This is a genomic window from Nitratidesulfovibrio termitidis HI1, assembly GCF_000504305.1.
Lineage (GTDB): Bacteria > Desulfobacterota > Desulfovibrionia > Desulfovibrionales > Desulfovibrionaceae > Cupidesulfovibrio > Cupidesulfovibrio termitidis.
The window spans coordinates 695,148-712,910 of record NZ_KI632512.1 but is presented as its reverse complement, the minus strand read 5'-3'; the positions used below and the strand labels follow the sequence as shown (position 1 = coordinate 712,910).

Sequence of the window (17,763 nt, the reverse complement as noted above, 5' to 3'; positions counted from 1 at the left end):
GCACATAGAAGCTCGCGTCCCGGCCCGCCGGGCAAGGGGGAACAAACGCCATGGACATCAACAAGTTTACCGAAAAATCGCAGCAGGCCATCGCAGAGGCCCAGTCCACCGCCGTGCGCCTCGGGCACCAGCAGGTGGACGTGGAGCACGCCGCGCTGGCCCTTGTCCGTCAGGAACAGGGGCTGGTGCCGCGCCTGCTGGAACGGGCGGGCTACAAGCCCGATGCCTTTGCCGCCGCCCTTGAGGCTGCCTTGCAGAAGCGCCCGGCAGTCAGCGGCCCCGGCGCTGCCCAGGGGCAGATATACGTTACCCAGCGCCTGAACCAGGCCCTGGTGCGCGCGCAGGACTTCGCCAAGCGGCTCAAGGACGAGTACGTCAGCGTCGAGCACCTGATCTGCGCCTTTCTGGAAGAACCCGCCTCCACCGAGATGGGCCGGGTGGCCCGCGAATTCGGGCTGACGCAGGACAAACTGCTGGCCGTGCTGGAAGACGTGCGCGGCGCGCAGCGCGTTACCTCGCCCAATCCGGAGGACACCTACGAGGCGCTCCAGAAGTACGGGCGCGACCTGGTGGAAGAGGCCCGCAAGGGCAAGCTGGACCCGGTCATCGGGCGCGATGCGGAAATCCGCCGCGTGGTGCGCATCCTGTCGCGGCGCACCAAGAACAACCCCGTGCTCATCGGCGAGGCGGGCGTGGGCAAGACGGCCATCGTCGAGGGCCTGGCCCACCGCATCCTGAAGGGCGACGTACCGGAAGGCCTGAAGAACCGCAGCCTGTTTGCGCTGGACATGGGCGCGCTTATCGCCGGGGCCAAGTACCGGGGCGAGTTCGAGGAACGGCTGAAGGCCGTGCTGAAGGAAGTGGAAAAGGCCGAGGGCCGCATCGTCATGTTCATCGACGAACTGCACACCATCGTGGGTGCGGGCAAGTCCGACGGAGCCATGGACGCCGGCAACCTGCTCAAACCCATGCTGGCGCGCGGCGAATTGCACTGCATCGGCGCGACCACGCTGGACGAGTACCGCAAGTACATCGAAAAGGATCCGGCGCTGGAACGCCGCTTCCAGCCCGTAGTGGTGGACGAGCCCACGGTGGAGGACACCATCTCCATCCTGCGCGGCCTGCGCGAACGGTTCGAGGTGCACCACGGCGTGCGCATCAGCGATTCGGCCATCGTGGAGGCGGTGACCCTGTCACACCGCTACATCACCGACCGCCAGTTGCCGGACAAGGCCATCGACCTCATCGACGAGGCGGCGGCGCTTATCCGTACTGAAATCGACTCGCTGCCCGCCGAACTGGACGAGGTGAACCGCAAGGTCATGCAACTCGAGATCGAGCGCGAGGCCCTGCGCCGCGAGACGGACGCCGCCTCGCGCGAGCGGCTGGAAAAGCTGGAGAACGAACTGGCCGACCTGCGCGCCAGCCAGGCCACCCTGCTGGCCCAGTGGGAGCGCGAAAAGGGCTCCATCGACGCCGTGCGCTCCATCAAGGAAGAAATCGAACGCACCCGCCTTGCCATCGACGAGGCGGAACGCAACTACGACCTCAACCGCGCGGCGGAACTGAAATATTCCAAGCTGCTGGAGCTTGAGCGCAAGCTGGGCGACGCCGAACGCGGCGACGATGAGAACCGCCTGCTGAAGGAAGAGGTGCGCCCTGACGACGTGGCCGAGATCGTGGCCCGCTGGACAGGCATTCCCGTTACCCGGCTGCTGGAATCGGAGCGCGAGAAGCTGCTGCGTCTGGGCGACGTGCTGCACGAGCGCGTGGTGGGTCAGGACGAGGCCGTGCAGGCCGTGGCCGAGGCCGTGCTGCGCGCACGGGCCGGGCTGTCCGACCCCGGGCGGCCCATCGGGTCGTTCATCTTCCTTGGCCCCACGGGCGTGGGCAAGACCGAGCTGTGCAAGACGCTGGCGGAATCGCTGTTCGACAGCGAGGACAACATCGTGCGCATCGACATGAGCGAATACATGGAGAAGCACGCGGTGGCCCGGCTTATCGGGGCGCCCCCCGGCTACGTGGGCTATGACGAGGGCGGTCAGCTGACCGAGGCGGTGCGCCGCAAGCCGTACAGCGTGGTGCTGTTCGACGAGATTGAAAAGGCCCACGCCGACGTGTTCAACGTGCTGCTGCAAATTCTGGACGACGGGCGGCTTACCGACAGCCATGGCCGTACCGTGGACTTCAAGAACACCATCATCATCATGACGTCCAACATCGGGTCGTCGCACCTGCTGGACGGCATCACCGACGAGGGCGAGTTCCGCTCCGGCGTGCGCGACAAGGTGATGGACGAGATGCGCCGCCACTTCCGGCCGGAATTCCTGAACCGGGTGGACGAGATCGTCATGTTCCGCCCGTTGCTGCCCGAGCAGATCGGGCGCATCGTGGAACTGCTGCTGGGCAGGCTGCGGGCGCGCCTGGCCGAACGCAAGATCACCGTGGACCTTTCCGACGCGGCGCGCGACTTCATCGCGGAATCCGCCTACGACCCGGTGTACGGCGCGCGGCCCCTGCGGCGCTACCTGCAGACCAACGTGGAAACCCCGCTGGCCCGCCGCCTGATCGCAGGCGACCTCAAGGACGGGCAGCACGTGACCATCGGGGTCAGGCTGGACAAGCTGACGTTTGAATAAGGAGAAGGAATCGGGGGAGGGGCACCCTTTGGAAAGGGTGTCCCCTCCCCCGGCCCCCACCCCTCCCAAACTTTTCAATAGGTGTATTTATCGTCTGCCCCCGCCGCCCATTGGTATGCCATGCCGATTGCCCTGCGGTGGCGCTTCTGATAATGGCACCAGCACGGGCTGTTTGCCCATCCAACTTTCACATTCCCGGAGCAGAACATGCGTTGGTTGCTGCTGGCCGCGCTTACGGCCCTTTTCGCGTTCGCAGGTCACGGAACCGCCATGGCGGCTTCGGCACAGAGGGGACACACGGTGATCAAGCTGGAAACGAGCATGGGCGACATCGTCGTCGAACTGGATGACGAAAAGGCTCCCAAGACCGCTGCCAACTTTCGCGAATACGTCGCGGCGGGCCACTACGACGGCACCATCTTCCACCGCGTCATCGACGGCTTCATGATCCAGGGTGGCGGCTACGACGAGAAGATGCACGAAAAGCCCACCCGCGAACCGGTCGAGAACGAGGCCAACAACGGCCTCCGCAACGAAAAGTACACCCTGGCCATGGCCCGTACCATGGCCCCGCATTCCGCCACCGCCCAGTTCTTCATCAACGTGAAGGACAACGCCTTCCTCGACCACCGCGCGCCCACCATGCAGGGCTGGGGCTACGCCGTGTTCGGCAAGGTGATCGAAGGCACCGACGTGGTGGACAAGATCAAGGCGGTGCGCACCGCCACCGTGGGTTCGTTCGAGAACGTGCCCACCACCCCCGTGGTCATCAAGAAGGCCATCGTGATGCCCCCGGCGGCGAAGTAGCCCCGATTCACGGCACGACGGAAACGACGCATCACCAGCGCCCCGCACCCATCCGGGTGGCGGGGCGCTTTTGCGTGGCGGCGTAGCCCATAGGCGGGCGGCTACAAGGATGGTATGCTGCAATCGTGCGTGGCCGGTACAGGGGCCGCCATGACACAATCGCGACACTCCGACAGCAAGGACAACAACCGTCATGGAATACCGCATCGAGCGCGACAGCCTTGGCGAACGCAAGGTGCCCGCCCACGCCTACTACGGCGTGCAGACCTTGCGGGCGCTGGAGAATTTCGACGTTACCGGGCAGACCATCGGCCGCCACCCGCGCTTCGTGCAGGCGCTGGCATCGGTGAAGAAGGCCGCAGCCCTGGCCAACATGGAGCTGGGCCTGCTGGACGGCGACGTGGGGCAGGCCATCGTGCAGGCCTGCCGCGAAGTGCGCGAGGGCCGCTTTGACGAGCAGTTCGTGGTGGACGTCATCCAGGGCGGGGCGGGCACCTCGGTGAACATGAACGCCAACGAGGTCATCGCCAACCGCGCGCTGGAACTGATGGGCCGGGCGCGCGGCGAATACGGCGTGGTCAGCCCGCTGAACCACGTCAACCTCTCGCAGTCCACCAACGACGTGTACCCCACGGCGTTCCGCATCGCGCTGGTGTGGTACGCGCGCGACCTGGAAGCCGCCCTGCGCGAACTGCGCGACGCCTTTCACGCCAAGGGCGAGGCCTTTGCCGACGTCATCAAGATGGCCCGCACCCAGTTGCAGGATGCCGTGCCCATTACCTTGGGCGCGGAATTCGCGGCCTACGGGGTGACCGTGGGCGAGGATACCGAACGCCTGGCAGAGGTGGCCCGCCTGCTGTGCGAGGTGAACATCGGCGCAACCGCCGTGGGCACCGGCATCAACACCGTGCCCGGCTACGCGCCGCTGGTCTGCTGCCGGTTGGCGGACATCACCGGGCTGCCGCTCTCGCTTTCGCCCAACCTGGTGGAGGCCACCAGCGACGCCGGGGCCTACGTCACCCTGTCCGGGCTGCTGAAACGTGTGGCGGTGAAGCTTTCCAAGATATGCAACGACCTGCGGCTGCTATCGTCCGGGCCGTTCACGGGGCTTGGCGAAATATCCCTGCCCGCCGTACAGCCGGGGTCCAGCATCATGCCCGGCAAGGTCAACCCGGTAATCCCGGAACTGGTCAACCAGGTCTGCCAGCAGGTCATCGGCAACGACCTTACGGTGACCCTGGCGGCAGAGGCGGGGCAACTGGAACTGAACGTGTTCGGCCCCATCATGGCCTGCAACCTGTTCCAGTCGCTGGAAATACTGACGCGGGCGGCGCGCATCCTGCGGGTGCGCTGCGTGGAGGGCATCACCGCCAACCGCGAACGTTGCCTGGAACTGCTGCACGGCTCGCTGGGCATGGTCACCGCGCTGGCCCCGGTCATCGGGTACGAGGCGGCGGCCACCGTGGTGAAGGACGCCCGCGCCACCGGGCGTACCCCGCGCGACCTGCTGGTGGAGCGGGAACTGATGCGGCCGGAGGACTACGACGACCTGATGGACCCGGCCAAGATGCTCGGCCCGCGTGACGTGCGCGGCCACCGCAATGGTGACCGGCGGCAGAAAGCGGCGGAGCAGGGCGGCGGGCCGAATGGGCCGAATGGGCCTGATGGGGGAGACGGAGGGGACGCATGCCCCGTGGCCTGACGTTCACCCGCCTGGCGGACCTTGCCCATCCCATCGGCAGCGGCATGCCGCGCTGGCCCGGCGACCCGCCGGTGACCTTTCTGGATGTGGCCAGCCGCGAAGAGGACGGCTACGACCTGCGGGTCTTTGCCATGGGCGAGCACAGCGGCACCCACGTCAACGCGCCGTTGTCCTTCCTGCCCGGCGGCGCGGACGTGCGCACTGCTGCACCGTGGCCGCTGCTGCTGCCCTTGGCCGTGCTGGACCTGCGCGGCAGGGCGGCGACGGACCCCGGCGCGCGCTGCACCCCGGACGAGGTGCGGGCCTGGGAGGCCACCCATGGCCGGGTTCCGCGCGGCTGCCTGTTCGTGTGCAACACCGGCTGGCACCGCCTGTGGTCCGACCCTGACCGGTTCATGGGAGTACAGTGGGGCGCGCTGCGCGCCGGACCGGGGGATGCGTCGCCCATGGTGTTCCCTTCGTTCACGACCGATGCGGTGCACCTGCTGGTGCATGAGCGGGGGGCGGCGGGTATCGGCATCGACACCCACGGGGTGGACGCCCCGGACGACGCGGAGTTTTTGTGCAACCGCATGGCCTTGGCCGCCGGGGCCGTGGTGGTGGAATGCCTGGCCGCGCTGGACGGACTGCCCGCCACCGGGGCTCACGTGCTGTTGGCCCCGCTGGGGTTGTGCGGCGGCACCGGTGCGCCGGTGGCCGTTACGGCGTTCATTTCATAAGTCGAGCGGGGGTGCGCCCGTTTGCAACAGCATGACGAAGGGGGAGGAACCTCATGGTTCTTCCCCCTGTATGTTTGCGGTGTCTGCGAAGCGTCGAGATGGTGCAGTGCCCCTGCGTTTTTTAGGGGTTGTCTCCCAAATTAGGATTTTCGTTCGTTGGCAAGGAAAACTAGCCTGCCATGAGGGAGTGCGGCAGCCGTTAGGCGAGCTTGCGAGCCTTACGGATGGCGACCGCAACGCATACTCTTATCGTATTCGACCGAGCCTCAGCCGTTAGACGAGCTTGCGAGTCTTACGGATGAGGACAGCAAAGCCATGGCAGGCGAAGTTTGACCGCGTTGCGCACGATGCCCGTAGGGCTCACAAGCTCGCCCAACGGGCACGCTTCGCGCCCTTCGGGTCGGTCAGCCAACGGGCGAAAAGACAATTTGGAGACAGTCCCTAGCTGCGCATGTCGCCCCACGCAGCGTCAGCTGCGCATGTCGCCAATGACCCGCTTCAGGTCCGACGCCAGCCGCGAGACGTCTTCCACCGCCTGCGCCGAGTGGCGCATGGCTTCCGCCGTTTCGGCGGCGATGCGGGTAATCTCGTCGGTGGAGCGGTTGATTTCCTCGCTGGCGGCGGACTGCTGCTCGGACGCCGTGGCGATGGACCGCACCTGATCGGCGGTGCTTTCCACAAGGCCCACTATCTCGCGCAACACGTCGCCGGAACGGCGGGCCATGCCCGTGCCTTCTTCAATGGCGGCGGTGGCCTTTTCGGTATTGTCGATGTTCTTGCGCGCGCTTTCCTGAATGCCCCGGATGGCGCTGCCCACCTCGTTGGTGGCGGTCATGGTCTTTTCGGCCAGCTTGCGCACCTCGTCGGCCACCACGGCAAAGCCGCGCCCGGCGTCCCCGGCCCGGGCCGCCTCGATGGCGGCGTTCAGCGCCAGCAGGTTGGTCTGGTCGGCGATGTCGGCAATGACGTTCATGATCTGGCCGATGCCCTGGGCCTGGGTGCCCAGTTCGGCCATGTCGGCCTTGAGGTGCGATGCCAGATCATGGGCATGCTGGATGGTGCGCACCGAGCCGTCCACCACCTCGGCCCCTTCCTGGGCGCGGGCCTTGGCCTTTTCGGCCATTTCGGCGGCGCCGCCTGCATTGCGGGCCACTTCCAGCACGCTGGCGTTCATTTCTTCCATGGCGGTGGCGGCCTCGGCGGTGCGTTCACGCTGGATGTCCGAGCCGCGCGCGGACTGTTCGATCTGCGCCGAAAGCTCTTCCGAGGCGGTAGCCAGTTGCGAGGCCACGTCGTCCGCCTCTGCCGAGGCCCGGGCGATGCGCTCGTTCTGCTCGGCGATGATGGCGGCCTGGCGCTTCATCTCGGTGGTGTCGATGTACAGGCAGAAACCCCCTATGACGTTGCCGTCCAGGTCCTGCAGGTAGGTGACGTTGGCCAGCACGTCCACCTTGCCGCCCTTGTGCCCGGCAATGACCACCTCAAGGTTCTTGATGCTGGTCTTTTCGTTCATGGCCCGGCCCACGGCGGTCTTGCGGCCGGGTTCGTTGTAGAACACCTCGGCCAGGGTGCGACCGTATTGCGCCTTGGGGTCGGTGTCGATTTCCAGCATGTCCATGCAGGCCTTGTTGGTGAACACCGTGCGTTCCTCGCGGTCCACGATCAGCACGGGCACCACCATGGCTTCAAGCACGCTCTGCGAGAACCCCAGCTTTTCCTTCAGGTCGGCCACCATGGATTGGATGGAGCGGGCCAGGTCGTCCAGTTCATAGCGGTACGCGCCGTCCATGACGGCGCGCAGGTCGCCCTGGGCCACCTGTCCGGCAAACTGGCGGATGCGGTTCATGGGGGACAGGATCACCCGGCGGGTCAGCAGCACGATGGAGCCGGTCATGGCCACCATGGCCACCAGCCCCATGATGGCCAGGAGCAGGCGTTGCTGGCGCGCCACGCCGGCCAGATCGTCCTCATAGGCAGATGAACATATTTTCCAGCCTGTTATGGGCATGGTGCGGCTGACCAGTATCTTCAGCTTGCCCTCCCAGGGGTATTCCATCTGGGCGGTCTGCTGCGCCAGGACCACGCGTGCGAAGTCGTGCTGGCTTGCATCGCTGAGCAGCAGTTCCTTGTTGGGATGCGAGAGGAACCGGCCGCTGCCGTCAAGCACGAAGGGGTAGCCATGCTGGCCGAATTTCACGCTTTCGATGAAGCGGGCGCTGAAGCTGGTCCAGTCGAGGGTGATGGCGATGCCCCCGCCCGACTGCCCCATGACGTTCAGCACCGGGGCCGCGACGGTGAACAGCACATCGCCCTTGGCCCCCTTGAACGGCGTGGTGCCGATGAACTCCTTGCCCACGCTGACGGCGGCGAGCACGTCGGGCATGCCCAGCGGCTTGCCGGAAATGTCCTGCCCGTCCTCGGTATAGCCGTAGAGCACCTTGCCCGTGGCGTCGAACGCATGGATGGCGGCGTAATGCGGATTGCCCTTCAGGGTCTGCTGCAACTGGTCCTTCATGACCAGGCTTGCGCTGCCGTACAGCACCCCGCTGGCCAGCGCCTTCTGCTGGGTCAGCCCGCGCACGGCGGTGAGGTTGCCGGTCACGAAGTCTTCCGCCACCTTCTCGATCTGCTGTCCCACCTGGGCCATGTTGGCGGTTTCACTGCGCAACGTCCCGTCGTAAGCGGTTTTGGACGCAATGAACACGAACGCGCACATGAAGAAGATGACCAGCCCGCCGGTAAGGACGGTGATCTGCGTGGAGATGCTCTTGAAACGCATGCGGTACTCCCGGGAACAGTGTATCTCTTGCGGGGCTTATCGACACATTTCGACGGTTGTTTAGGCACGCCGGGCATGCGGGATACGTTGAAAGGCGAGACGAGCCTGTATGCCGGTACTCGCCGCATGGGGCCCCATGCCACAGGCTAGCCGGAAGAGCGACCGCTGCCAAGGGGTTTTGCGCCCGTCACAGGCGGAGCGCCGGACGCGAGACGGAGACACCCTCCGGCCATGCGTCGGAAGAGGACGGGGTTTCGTGAACGGCGGCGGCTTGTTGCGGTGCGTCTGTCCAGGCGCGGGACAGGGCGGGGGGATTGCGGAACAGGGACGGGGACGTCACCGTTTGAAGGTGCGGACCTGATGGCGGGCAAGGCTGAAAAAAGAGGCGCGTTGGGTTCGGGCGGGGGAGGGGGGGGGCAAACGAACGGGGGGACGCCGTGCGGCGCCCCCCCGTGGTATGGCGTGATGCTTCGCCTGCGGACCGTTGCCGGTCCTGGCGCCCGGCGGCTAGACGATGCCCGCCGCCGACAGGATGTCGCGCAGCCGCGACTGGTTGGCGGGCTGCAACGGCACCATGGGCAGGCGCAGTTCCAGTTCAAGCCTGCCCATCATGGACAGGGCCGTCTTGACCGGGATGGGATTGGTTTCCAGGAACATGGCGCGGTTGATGGACGCGATCTCGTAGTGCACCCGACGCGCGGTGGTCAGGTCGCCCTCGAAGAAGGCGCGGCACAGTTCGGACATCTTGGCGGGCACCACGTTGGAGCTCACCGAGATGACCCCGCAGCCGCCCACGGCCAGCAGGGGCAGCACCGTGAAGTCGTCGCCCGACAGCACCTGGAAGTCGGCGCCGCAGTATTCGATGATTTCCGAGACCTGGATCAGGTTGCCGGTGGCTTCCTTGACCCCGACGACCTCGGGAATGTCGCGCTTCATGCGGGCCAGGGTTTCCGGGCACAGGTTGGTGCCGGTGCGGCTGGGCACGTTGTACACGACGAAGGGCATGGGCACTTCGGCGGCAATGGCCTTGAAGTGCTGGTACAGTCCTTCCTGGGTGGGCTTGTTGTAGTAGGGGGTGATCAGCAGCGCGCCGTCGGCCCCGGCCTGCTTGGCGTAGCGGGTAAGCTCCACCGCCTCGCGGGTGTTGTTGGAACCGGCGCCCGCCAGTACGGGCACGCGGCCCTTGACCTGCTCGACGCAGATGCGGATGACGTCCTTGTGCTCCTGGTGGGTGAGCGTTGCCGATTCACCGGTGGTGCCGCAGGGGACAAGGCCGTTGATGCCCTGTTCGATCTGCCATTCGACCAGCGCGCGATAGCGTTCCTCGTCCACCTCGCCGTTGCGGAACGGCGTGACGAGAGCGGTGAAAGCGCCTTGAAACTGCATGTTGCCTCCTTTGGGCCGGGTACCTGCTGCCCCGGCCTTCGACACGCCATGCCCGTGGGGCCGCCGCTCCTGCCTGTGTCGCACGGCCTGAACATGCGGCAGCGGGCGGCAACGGCAAGGGGGCCCGGCGGGCCGGGTGCGTTACGCCAGGGCCAGCCCCAGCCCTTCCAGGAACATCTCGCCGGAGAAAACGCGCACGGCCTTGCCGGAAAGGAACACCGAGCCGCCTTCAATGGATATGCCCAGGATCTCGCCGCCGGAGCTCCTGACATTCACCGTGGACTCCGTAAGCCCCAGCGCATGCGCGATGAACGCGCCCGCCGCCGCCCCCGTGCCGCAGGCGTAGGTTTCGTCCTCCACGCCGCGTTCGAAGGTGCGCAGGTGAATGTTCCTGCGGTCGATGACCTGCGCGAAGTTGGCGTTGGTGCCCGCGGGCGCGAAGTGCGCGTGGCGGCGCAGCGCGACGCCCAGGGTGCGCACGTCCACGGCCGAGGCGTCGCGTTTGAACACCACGGCATGGGGCACGCCGGTGTTCACGAAGTGCACCATGTCGCGGCCCTCGCCAAGGTCCAGTTCTATGCCCAGGGCCAGGTCGCGGGGCGGGGTCAGTTCCACCTTGGCCATGCCGGCGGCCACGTCGGCCTCGGCGCGGATGAGCCCGGCATCGGTGCCGAAGACGTGCTTCGGCCCGGCAAAACCCAGTTCCACGGCCAGCAGCGCGGCGCAGCGCGAAGCGTTGCCGCACATTTCGGCGCGCGAGCCGTCGGCGTTGTAGAAGTGCCAGATATAGTCGCCTTCGCGGTCTTTCGGCGTTGCGTCCAGAAAGACGAGGCCGTCGGCGCCCACGCCGAAGGCGCGGCGGCACACGGAGCGGGCCCAGTCGGGCATGGCCGCGACGGGCAGGCCGAGCGCCCGGTTGTCGATGAATACGAAGTCGTTGCCGCACCCATGCAGCTTGTGGATGGGTACGGTGCGTGCCTTGCCGCTCATGCTGCGTGCTCCTTGTGTTGGCCGGGGCCGGGGCGGGCGCGCGTTGCGCTGCCTACCTGGCGGCGGGAACCGTGCCGACGACCGCCTCGACGGCAGGATCCGGCTCCACGGCGTCCTTCAGGGGAACCTGCCGGACGGAAATATCCAGGCCCACGATCCAGTGCCGGGGCTGCGAAAAACCTTGTACGCGTCGGGGCCAGGCCAGTACGTCCACCACGTTGACGCTTCTGCCCTGCATGTCTGGCCGGGACCATAGCAGCGAAGGTGCCGCGCCGTCCACGACCCCGTCGAAACCGGTGCCGATGCCACCGCCAAGCAGGATGTGGAAGGCCTGCCCAAGCTCCGCCAGGTAGCGCCGCTCGCCAAGGCCTCCCCATCCGGCCACGCCGATGACCAGGTCGGCCCGTGCGCGTGCGGCCAGCCCGGCCTGCACCGCCTGCGCGGCCATGGCGGGGGTGGGGTCTTCCCACGGCTTGGGCAACGCGGGCAGAAAGACCACGGCAACCGTGCGCCCGGCCACCTGATGCAGGCGGGGGGCGGGTTCGCCGCCCATCTCCCGGAAACCCGCAGGCATGCCGCCTGCATTGTCGCGGAACCAGGCGGCGGCAGCGGCGGACAGGTAGCCATCGTCCACGCGCAGCAGGTCGTAGGCCTTGCGCGTCATGGCTGCCAGGCGGCCAGCCGCATCTTCGCCTGCGTCGGGTGCAAATTCGTCGGGGCCGGTCAACACCAGGGTCGGAATGTTGTCCTGCCCGCGCCACTGCTTGAACATGCCTGCCCGCCGGGCAAGCCCACCAGAGGTGCCGCCCCCTCAGGAGGGGCAGGGGTGCAGCGTTCCCTTGGTGCTGGCGTTGTACAGGATGCGCAGTACCGGCCTGCCGGACCCGTCGCCGAAGCCTCCCAAATCGCCCTGTGCCGCCGTGGCGTCCGCCCCGTCCAGTCCGTTCCGTCCATCCTGCCCCTGCGTACCCACCAGGGCGAAATCCGCCAGTCCGCGCGCAGCGGCAACAGGAGCGGTTTCGACGGCTGACGGAGCCGCTGGCGCGGGCATGTGCACGCGGGGTTCCCCGGCAGAGGCAAAGGGCAGACCAGAGGGCAGGCCGTCGCGCGCCATGGCGGGTGCGGCAGGTGCCGCGTCACTGGCCACTTCGCGTGACGGTGTGGCGGGTGTTGCATCCTGTGCCGGTGCCACGGCAGCATCGCTGGCCGTGCCAGATAGGCCAGACTGTCCGTGCGGTCCGGGCGCGGCACACGCGGCAAGCATGGCGCACAGCGCCACGTGCAGCAGGCAACGGCACAACCATGCCGCGAACCCGTGCGGGCGCGGCTGGGTGAAACGGAAAAGAGGGGTCGGATGCGGGCGAAGCGTCGGGGCGGCGGCACGGAGAGCCCGTGCCGCCGTGCCGTCAGGCGATGACTGCGAGGGCATCGCCTAGTCGTTGAGGAATTCTTTCAGTTCCTTCCCGGCGCGGAAGAAGGGCAGGCGTTTGGGCTGGACGACGACCATGTCGCCGGTCTTGGGGTTGCGACCGGAATAGCCGCCGTAGTCCTTGACCTTGAAGCTGCCGAAACCGCGAATTTCCACGCGGTCGCCATCGGCCAGCGCTTCCTTCATGTTGTCCACGAAGGTGTTCACGACCATGGCGGCTTCCTCGATGGGGATGTTCGTCTCGTCGGACAGCGTCTTGATGAGTTCGCTCTTGTTCATGGAATCCTCCGTGATGCGGCGGTGCGGTGGGGGCGGCTCGTTTCGCCCCGGATGACGTGGCCGACGTGGCCGACGTGGCCGACGCGGCCTGTAACTTTCGGTGCGTGGCGTGGAGCCTGCCGCCGGATGCGCTGAAGCCTTGCCGGAACAGCCCTTCCACCCTTCCATGGGGGGGTAGGGTGGGGTTCCGTGGCAAATCCAAAGACGATGGACGCACTATGGCCGAAGATGGTCAAGGTTTCAAGGGGTTAATATGCCTCTTCCGAAAGTGCGCGCAGCGGGTGCCTGTCTGCCAGTTCGGGCAGCAGGGCGGCACGCATGCGTTGCAGCTTGACGGCGATGGAAAAAAGGTCTTGCGCGGCAGGCGATTGCGGGGAAACGCGCATCAGCGGCTTCTGCTTGCGCACCGCGTCCGGCAGGGCCTTGTCCAGGCGCACGCCGCCCAGAAATTGCGGTTCGATGTCCAGAAACTTGCGGCAGGCGGCGGCCAGCCGCTCGAAGGTCTGGGTCTCTTCCTTGCGCGATTCCGCCTGGTTGACGATGACGAAGAAGTCGCGCACCCCGTGCTGGGTGGAAAGCACCTTCATCAGCGCATAGCTGTCGGTGAGCGAGGTGGGTTCCGGCGTCACGATGACGACGCGCAACTGGGTCATGGCCGCGAAGGCCAGCACCGTGGGATTGATCCCCGCGCCAAGGTCCAGAAACAGGAAGTCGTACTGCGCGAACAGCGGCTCCAGCTTGCGCACCAGCAGGGCGCGCATGTCGCCGTCCATTTCCACCAGTTCGGGCACGCCCGATGCGGCGGGCAGAAAATCGAAGCCGCCCTGCTCGATGGGCACGGCGACGTCACGCGGTGCGGCGTCGCTGTCCAGAAGGTCCTGCATGTTCTTGTCCGGGGCAATGCCCAGCAGGACGTCCAGGTTGGCCAGCCCGAGGTCGCAGTCCATGAGCAGCAGGGGGTGCCCGCCGCGGTACAGGCAATAGCCGAGGTTGAGGGCGATGTTGGTCTTGCCCACGCCCCCCTTGCCGCTGAGTATGGAAACGCTGAGTGTGGTGTTCTGCGTCATGTTTCGTCCGTGCATCAGGCCCGGTGGGCCGTGGGGAGATGATCGGCGCCGGGGCCGTGGCGGCCTGGCGGCGCGGGGCATCAGCCCCGGCTAGTCATCATTTCCTGAAAAAAGAAACTGCTTCTCGTCCGACTGCACCATGGTCGAGCGGTCGTAGTCGGGCACGCCCGGCAGCCGGTGCACCCGCACGCGGGCCTTGCCGGAGGCCTTGGCCTCGTACAGGGCCTTGTCTGCCCGGTCCAGCAGTTCTTCCGCCTGGCACACCGTGGCGCCCTTGCACCCGGCGATGCCCGCCGAAAAGCTGCTCCGAAAGGTTTCGCCACGACATTCGAAGGATTCGTCGCGCAGGTCCTGCAACAGCCGCTCCAGCAGGGCCTGGGCACGCATGGGCGATGCGCCCGGCAGCAGCAGCACGAATTCCTCGCCGCCGATGCGGGCCGCCACGTCGTAGGCGCGGGTGGCGTCGCGCAGCAGGTCGGCCAGGCGGCGCAGCACCAGATCACCGCAGGCGTGCCCCCATGTGTCGTTGACCCGCTTGAAGTCGTCCAGGTCCAGCATGGCAAGGCATATCTCGGTGCCGCCCCGGTGTACCCGCTGCAGTTCCAGTTCTACCTGGCGCAGGAAGGCCCGGCGGTTCATCAGGCCGGTGAGGGGGTCGTGATCGCGCTGGTGGGCCAGTTCTTCCACGGCCTTTTGCAGTTCGCGCAGGTTGAAGTTGGTGCTCTTGTCCAGGTCAATGGCGAACCATTCGCGCAGGCCGTGTTCTTCGGCCAGGGTCAGCCAGCGGTGCCGGGTCATGCCCGGAAACAGTCGGGCCACGGCCAGCAGGGGGCCGTCGGCGGGGGCGTCGACCGGCTGATCCGGATTGGCGGAAGCGGCTCGCGCGGCTTCTTCGGCCAGCGCGCGGCGCAGGGCGTCGAGTTCGCCCAGCAGTTGGGCGGAATCGCCCGGGGTTCCCGCTTCTGCGGAAGGGACGACCGGTTCGGGGTGGTCGGTCCCGCCGGTCACACCGGTCACGTCGGTCCCGCCGGTCCAGCCGGTCATGGCAGCGTCAATTGGTTTTCTGGCCATGGAGGTACAGCAGATAGTCCCGCAGGAGCTGATCGATGCGGCCGTCCAGCACGGCCTCGACGTCGCCAATTTCCGTATTGGTGCGGTGGTCCTTCACAAGGCGGTACGGTTGCAGCGTGTAGGTGCGGATCTGGCTGCCGAAACCGATGGCGTCCTTGCCCGCGTACTGGGCCTTTTTTTCTTCTTCCAGCTTGCGCAGTTCCAGTTCGTACAGCCGGGCGCGCAGGATCTGCATGGCCGTGTCGCGGTTGCTGTGCTGCGACTTTTCGTTCTGGCACTGGGCGGAAATGCCCGTGGGCAGGTGGGTGATGCGCACGGCGGAACTGGTGGTGTTCACGCTCTGGCCGCCGGGGCCGCTGGAACGGAAGATATCGATGCGCAGGTCCGTTTCCTTCATGTCCACGGTGATTTCCTGGCCCACGTCGGGGATCACGTCCACCGAGGCGAACGAGGTGTGCCGACGGCCGGACGAATCGAACGGCGAAATGCGGATGAGCCGGTGAATCCCCTTTTCGCCCTTCAGCAGACCGTAGGCATTGGCCCCGGACATGCGCAGGGTGACGCTTTTCACGCCTGCCTCGTCACCCGCCAGGTAGTCCAGGTATTCGGCCTTCATGTCGTGGGTGTCGGCCCAGCGCAGGTACATGCGCACCAGCATTTCGGCCCAGTCCTGGGCTTCGGTGCCGCCAGCGCCGGGGTGGATTTCCACGATGGCGGGCATGCGGTCTTCCTTGCCGGAGAGGAGCATGTTCATCTCCGTCTCCTGCAGCAGGTTTTCCAGCACCGTCACCTGTTCGGCCAGCGATTCCAGGGCTTCTTGCCCCGGTTCGCCCGCCGCTTCTTCTTCCTCGGCCAGGGTCAGCCATTCGGTGACGTCGCGGCGGCAGGTTTCCAGCCGCTCCAGGCGCGTTATCTCGCCTTCGAGCTGGCTTTTTTCCTGCAGGACCGGGGTGAGTTTTTCGGGGTTGTTCCAGGCGTCGGGGCTGGAAAGCTGGCGCTCGATCTCGTCGAGGCGGTTGCGGTTGCCCGCAAGGTCAAAGACGCCCCCAGAGGGAGGCGTACTGGTCGATGAGGGCGGCGCTGCGCGCGCGCAATTCGGCAAGCTGAAGCATATGGATGGTATGTCTGTCTTTGCGGGGTTGTGCGTGGGGAGTGTTCTATGAACGGCGTCTGGGCCACACCAGCGCCAGGGCGGCAAGCGCCAGGGCCACGGGCCACACCAGGTGCTGCACCCGGTGGAACACGGTGGTCTCCGTGCGTGCCGTGGCCATGCCGCCAATCACCTCTGCCCGGAACAGGCCGCCGCGCTCTGCGATGCGCCCGTGCGGGTCGATGATGGCGGAAATGCCGGTATTGGTGCCGCGCAGCACGTAGCGGCCCTGTTCCACGGCCCGCAGTACCGACAGTTGCAGGTGCTGTTCCGGGGCCGATGTGGTGCCGAACCACGCGTCGTTGCTGATGTTCACCAGCACGCTGGCGCCGTCGGCCACGCGCTGCTGGGCCAGTTCCGGAAAAATAGTTTCATAGCAAATGAGTATGCCCAGCGCAAGATTGCCAAGGCGCAACGGCGCCACGGAGGCGCCAGGAGTGAAGTCGCCCACGCCCTGCATCAGGGTTTCCAGAAAGGGCATGTCCAGGCCGGGGGGGGCGTATTCGCCGAAGGGGACAAGGTGTTCCTTGTCGTAGTGTCCGGCGTCGCCGCCGTTTTCGTCCACCAGCATGGCCCGGTTGTACAGCAAAAAGCCCCGCTTCACCGGCGCGTTGACGTAGCCCGGCGTGCCCACCAGCACCGGGGTGCGGCTGGCGGCGGCAAAGGCGCGGATGGCCGGGCCGAATTCCTTGTGCTCCTGAAAGTAGAAGGGCATGGCCGTTTCGGGCCATACGATCAGGTCCGGGTGCCCGGCGGTGGCGGCGTCCTTGCTCAGGGCAAGATAGCGGTCCACCGTGGACCGCTGGAAGGCGGGTTCCCACTTCTGGTCCTGGTCGATGTTGCCCTGCACCAGCGCCACCCGGAACGATTCGCCATCCCTGGGCAGGCCGCGCGACAGGATATAGGCGCCATGCCCCACCAGACCGAAGGCCACCAGCGAGGCCCCCAGCGCGCAGGCCAGGGTCTGGGCCAGGGACGCCGGGGAAACGGACCGTCGCAGGCCGGGGCAGCGGGGGCCGCATTCCGGGGCGATGGCCCCCGTGGCCCAGCACACCACGGCCACCAGCAGGCCGGACAGGCCGTAAGCGCCCACCAGCGCAACGCCCTGGATGGCCACGGGCCATGGGACGAAGGCGGCGGACAGGGTAAGCCAGGGGAACCCGGTCAGGAACACGCCGCGCAGCACTTCCAGCAGCAGCCAGGCGCAGCCCAGGAACAGCCCGCGCCGGAACGGCCCCAGCCGGTCGCGCGTCAGGTTAACCAGCAGGCAGAACAGCCCGCCGTACAGACCCACGTAAGCGCCGATGGCCACGGCGCAGGGCACGGCCAGCACCCAGGGCAACTGGCCGTATTCGTGCACGGGCAGGGCCAGCCAGTACAGGCAGGCCGAAGCGCCGACGATGCCGGTAAGCCAGCCCAGACGAAAGGCGGACCAGCGGCCCGAAGCGCCAAGGCCCAGCAGCAGGAGGGCGAGGGGGTAGGCGAGTGCGAGCAGCGGCAGTTGGATCAGCGGGTTGGGAAAGCCGAGCCACAACCCGACGGCGCCGAGAAGGATGCAGAGTGTGTTGCGCATGCAAGGAGGTGAAACCCCCGGTGGCGGAAAAGTCAAGCGCGGCGCGGTTACGGATGCGTTGCGCTTGCCGGGCGGGCGCATGGTAAGGCGGCATGCCCGATCCTGCCGCGAGGTCCTGCCGCGAGGTTCTGCCGCCCGGCGGTCAACTGGCCGGACAGCTTGCCGGGCGGCC

The 17,763-nt window shown here is 66.8% G+C and carries 13 protein-coding genes and 1 pseudogene; 4 read left to right on the top strand and 10 right to left on the bottom strand.

All coding sequences use genetic code 11. The features are described 5' to 3' along the window. Positions 1-50 precede the first annotated feature (50 nt). From clpB to DESTE_RS03115, 4 genes are all read left to right on the top strand, one after another. The gene (gene clpB / locus DESTE_RS03130; RefSeq protein ID WP_035064911.1) at positions 51-2,639 is read left to right on the top strand and encodes an ATP-dependent chaperone ClpB; all 2,589 of its coding nucleotides are present in this window, start codon (positions 51-53) and stop codon (positions 2,637-2,639) included. Between the two features lie 207 nt (positions 2,640-2,846). Then, positions 2,847-3,446, top strand: a complete 600-nt coding sequence (locus DESTE_RS03125) for a peptidylprolyl isomerase (protein ID WP_035064909.1) — start codon at positions 2,847-2,849, stop codon at positions 3,444-3,446. Positions 3,447-3,639: 193 nt separating this feature from the next. Then, positions 3,640-5,148, top strand: a complete 1,509-nt coding sequence (locus tag DESTE_RS03120; RefSeq protein WP_084559324.1) for an aspartate ammonia-lyase — start codon at positions 3,640-3,642, stop codon at positions 5,146-5,148. Beyond that, complete coding sequence (locus tag DESTE_RS03115; protein WP_035064907.1) at positions 5,133-5,867, top strand: cyclase family protein; 735 nt, start codon at positions 5,133-5,135, stop codon at positions 5,865-5,867. Before DESTE_RS03120 ends, DESTE_RS03115 begins: the two co-directional genes overlap by 16 nt. A gap of 469 nt (positions 5,868-6,336) precedes the next feature. Here DESTE_RS03115 and DESTE_RS03110 read toward each other — a convergent pair whose 3' ends face one another. The 10 genes and pseudogenes from DESTE_RS03110 to lnt form a co-directional block, all read right to left on the bottom strand. Beyond that, positions 6,337-8,646, bottom strand: a complete 2,310-nt coding sequence (locus tag DESTE_RS03110; RefSeq protein ID WP_035064905.1) for a methyl-accepting chemotaxis protein — start codon at positions 8,644-8,646, stop codon at positions 6,337-6,339. 507 nt (positions 8,647-9,153) lie between these two features. Continuing rightward, entirely contained in the window at positions 9,154-10,032 is an 879-nt protein-coding gene (gene dapA, locus DESTE_RS03105; protein ID WP_035064904.1) for a 4-hydroxy-tetrahydrodipicolinate synthase, read from the bottom strand. Positions 10,033-10,173: 141 nt separating this feature from the next. Next, the gene (gene dapF, locus DESTE_RS03100; protein WP_035064902.1) at positions 10,174-11,022 is read right to left on the bottom strand and encodes a diaminopimelate epimerase; all 849 of its coding nucleotides are present in this window, start codon (positions 11,020-11,022) and stop codon (positions 10,174-10,176) included. A gap of 52 nt (positions 11,023-11,074) precedes the next feature. Beyond that, positions 11,075-11,821, bottom strand: a pseudogene (locus DESTE_RS03095) (UshA-like (seleno)protein family 2); the annotation flags it as partial. Between the two features lie 12 nt (positions 11,822-11,833). After that, positions 11,834-12,214, bottom strand: a complete 381-nt coding sequence (locus DESTE_RS03090) for a hypothetical protein (protein WP_156925248.1) — start codon at positions 12,212-12,214, stop codon at positions 11,834-11,836. Positions 12,215-12,454: 240 nt separating this feature from the next. Continuing rightward, positions 12,455-12,898 carry an HU family DNA-binding protein gene (locus DESTE_RS18525; RefSeq protein ID WP_281172041.1) on the bottom strand — a complete coding sequence of 148 codons (444 nt, stop codon included), beginning with the start codon at positions 12,896-12,898 and terminating at the stop codon, positions 12,455-12,457. 80 nt (positions 12,899-12,978) lie between these two features. Then, complete coding sequence (locus DESTE_RS03080) at positions 12,979-13,797, bottom strand: MinD/ParA family protein (protein WP_035064890.1); 819 nt, start codon at positions 13,795-13,797, stop codon at positions 12,979-12,981. Between the two features lie 90 nt (positions 13,798-13,887). Next, positions 13,888-14,841, bottom strand: coding sequence for a GGDEF domain-containing protein (locus DESTE_RS03075; RefSeq protein WP_245590710.1), 954 nt, complete (start codon positions 14,839-14,841; stop codon positions 13,888-13,890). A 7-nt stretch (positions 14,842-14,848) separates the two neighbouring features. Beyond that, positions 14,849-15,980 (bottom strand): peptide chain release factor 2 gene (gene prfB, locus DESTE_RS03070; RefSeq protein ID WP_156925246.1). Its coding sequence is split into 2 segments (ribosomal slippage): positions 14,849-15,904 and positions 15,906-15,980, totalling 1,131 coding nucleotides; the frame shifts between segments, so codons are not numbered across the junction. A gap of 45 nt (positions 15,981-16,025) precedes the next feature. After that, complete coding sequence (gene lnt, locus DESTE_RS03065; protein WP_035064887.1) at positions 16,026-17,591, bottom strand: apolipoprotein N-acyltransferase; 1,566 nt, start codon at positions 17,589-17,591, stop codon at positions 16,026-16,028. Between the last annotated feature and the right edge of the window lie 172 nt (positions 17,592-17,763).

Bases quoted from the DNA above. Each gene is read 5' to 3' on its own strand.
- clpB (WP_035064911.1), top strand. From the start codon at position 51: ATGGACATCAACAAGTTTACCGAAAAATCGCAGCAGGCCATCGCAGAG.
- DESTE_RS03125 (WP_035064909.1), top strand. From the start codon at position 2,847: ATGCGTTGGTTGCTGCTGGCCGCGCTTACGGCCCTTTTCGCGTTCGCA.
- DESTE_RS03120 (WP_084559324.1), top strand. From the start codon at position 3,640: ATGGAATACCGCATCGAGCGCGACAGCCTTGGCGAACGCAAGGTGCCC.
- DESTE_RS03115 (WP_035064907.1), top strand. From the start codon at position 5,133: ATGCCCCGTGGCCTGACGTTCACCCGCCTGGCGGACCTTGCCCATCCC.
- DESTE_RS03110 (WP_035064905.1), bottom strand. From the start codon at position 8,646: ATGCGTTTCAAGAGCATCTCCACGCAGATCACCGTCCTTACCGGCGGG.
- dapA (WP_035064904.1), bottom strand. From the start codon at position 10,032: ATGCAGTTTCAAGGCGCTTTCACCGCTCTCGTCACGCCGTTCCGCAAC.
- dapF (WP_035064902.1), bottom strand. From the start codon at position 11,022: ATGAGCGGCAAGGCACGCACCGTACCCATCCACAAGCTGCATGGGTGC.
- DESTE_RS18525 (WP_281172041.1), bottom strand. From the start codon at position 12,898: ATGGAAGGGTGGAAGGGCTGTTCCGGCAAGGCTTCAGCGCATCCGGCG.
- DESTE_RS03080 (WP_035064890.1), bottom strand. From the start codon at position 13,797: ATGACGCAGAACACCACACTCAGCGTTTCCATACTCAGCGGCAAGGGG.
- DESTE_RS03075 (WP_245590710.1), bottom strand. From the start codon at position 14,841: ATGACCGGCTGGACCGGCGGGACCGACGTGACCGGTGTGACCGGCGGG.
- lnt (WP_035064887.1), bottom strand. From the start codon at position 17,591: ATGCGCAACACACTCTGCATCCTTCTCGGCGCCGTCGGGTTGTGGCTC.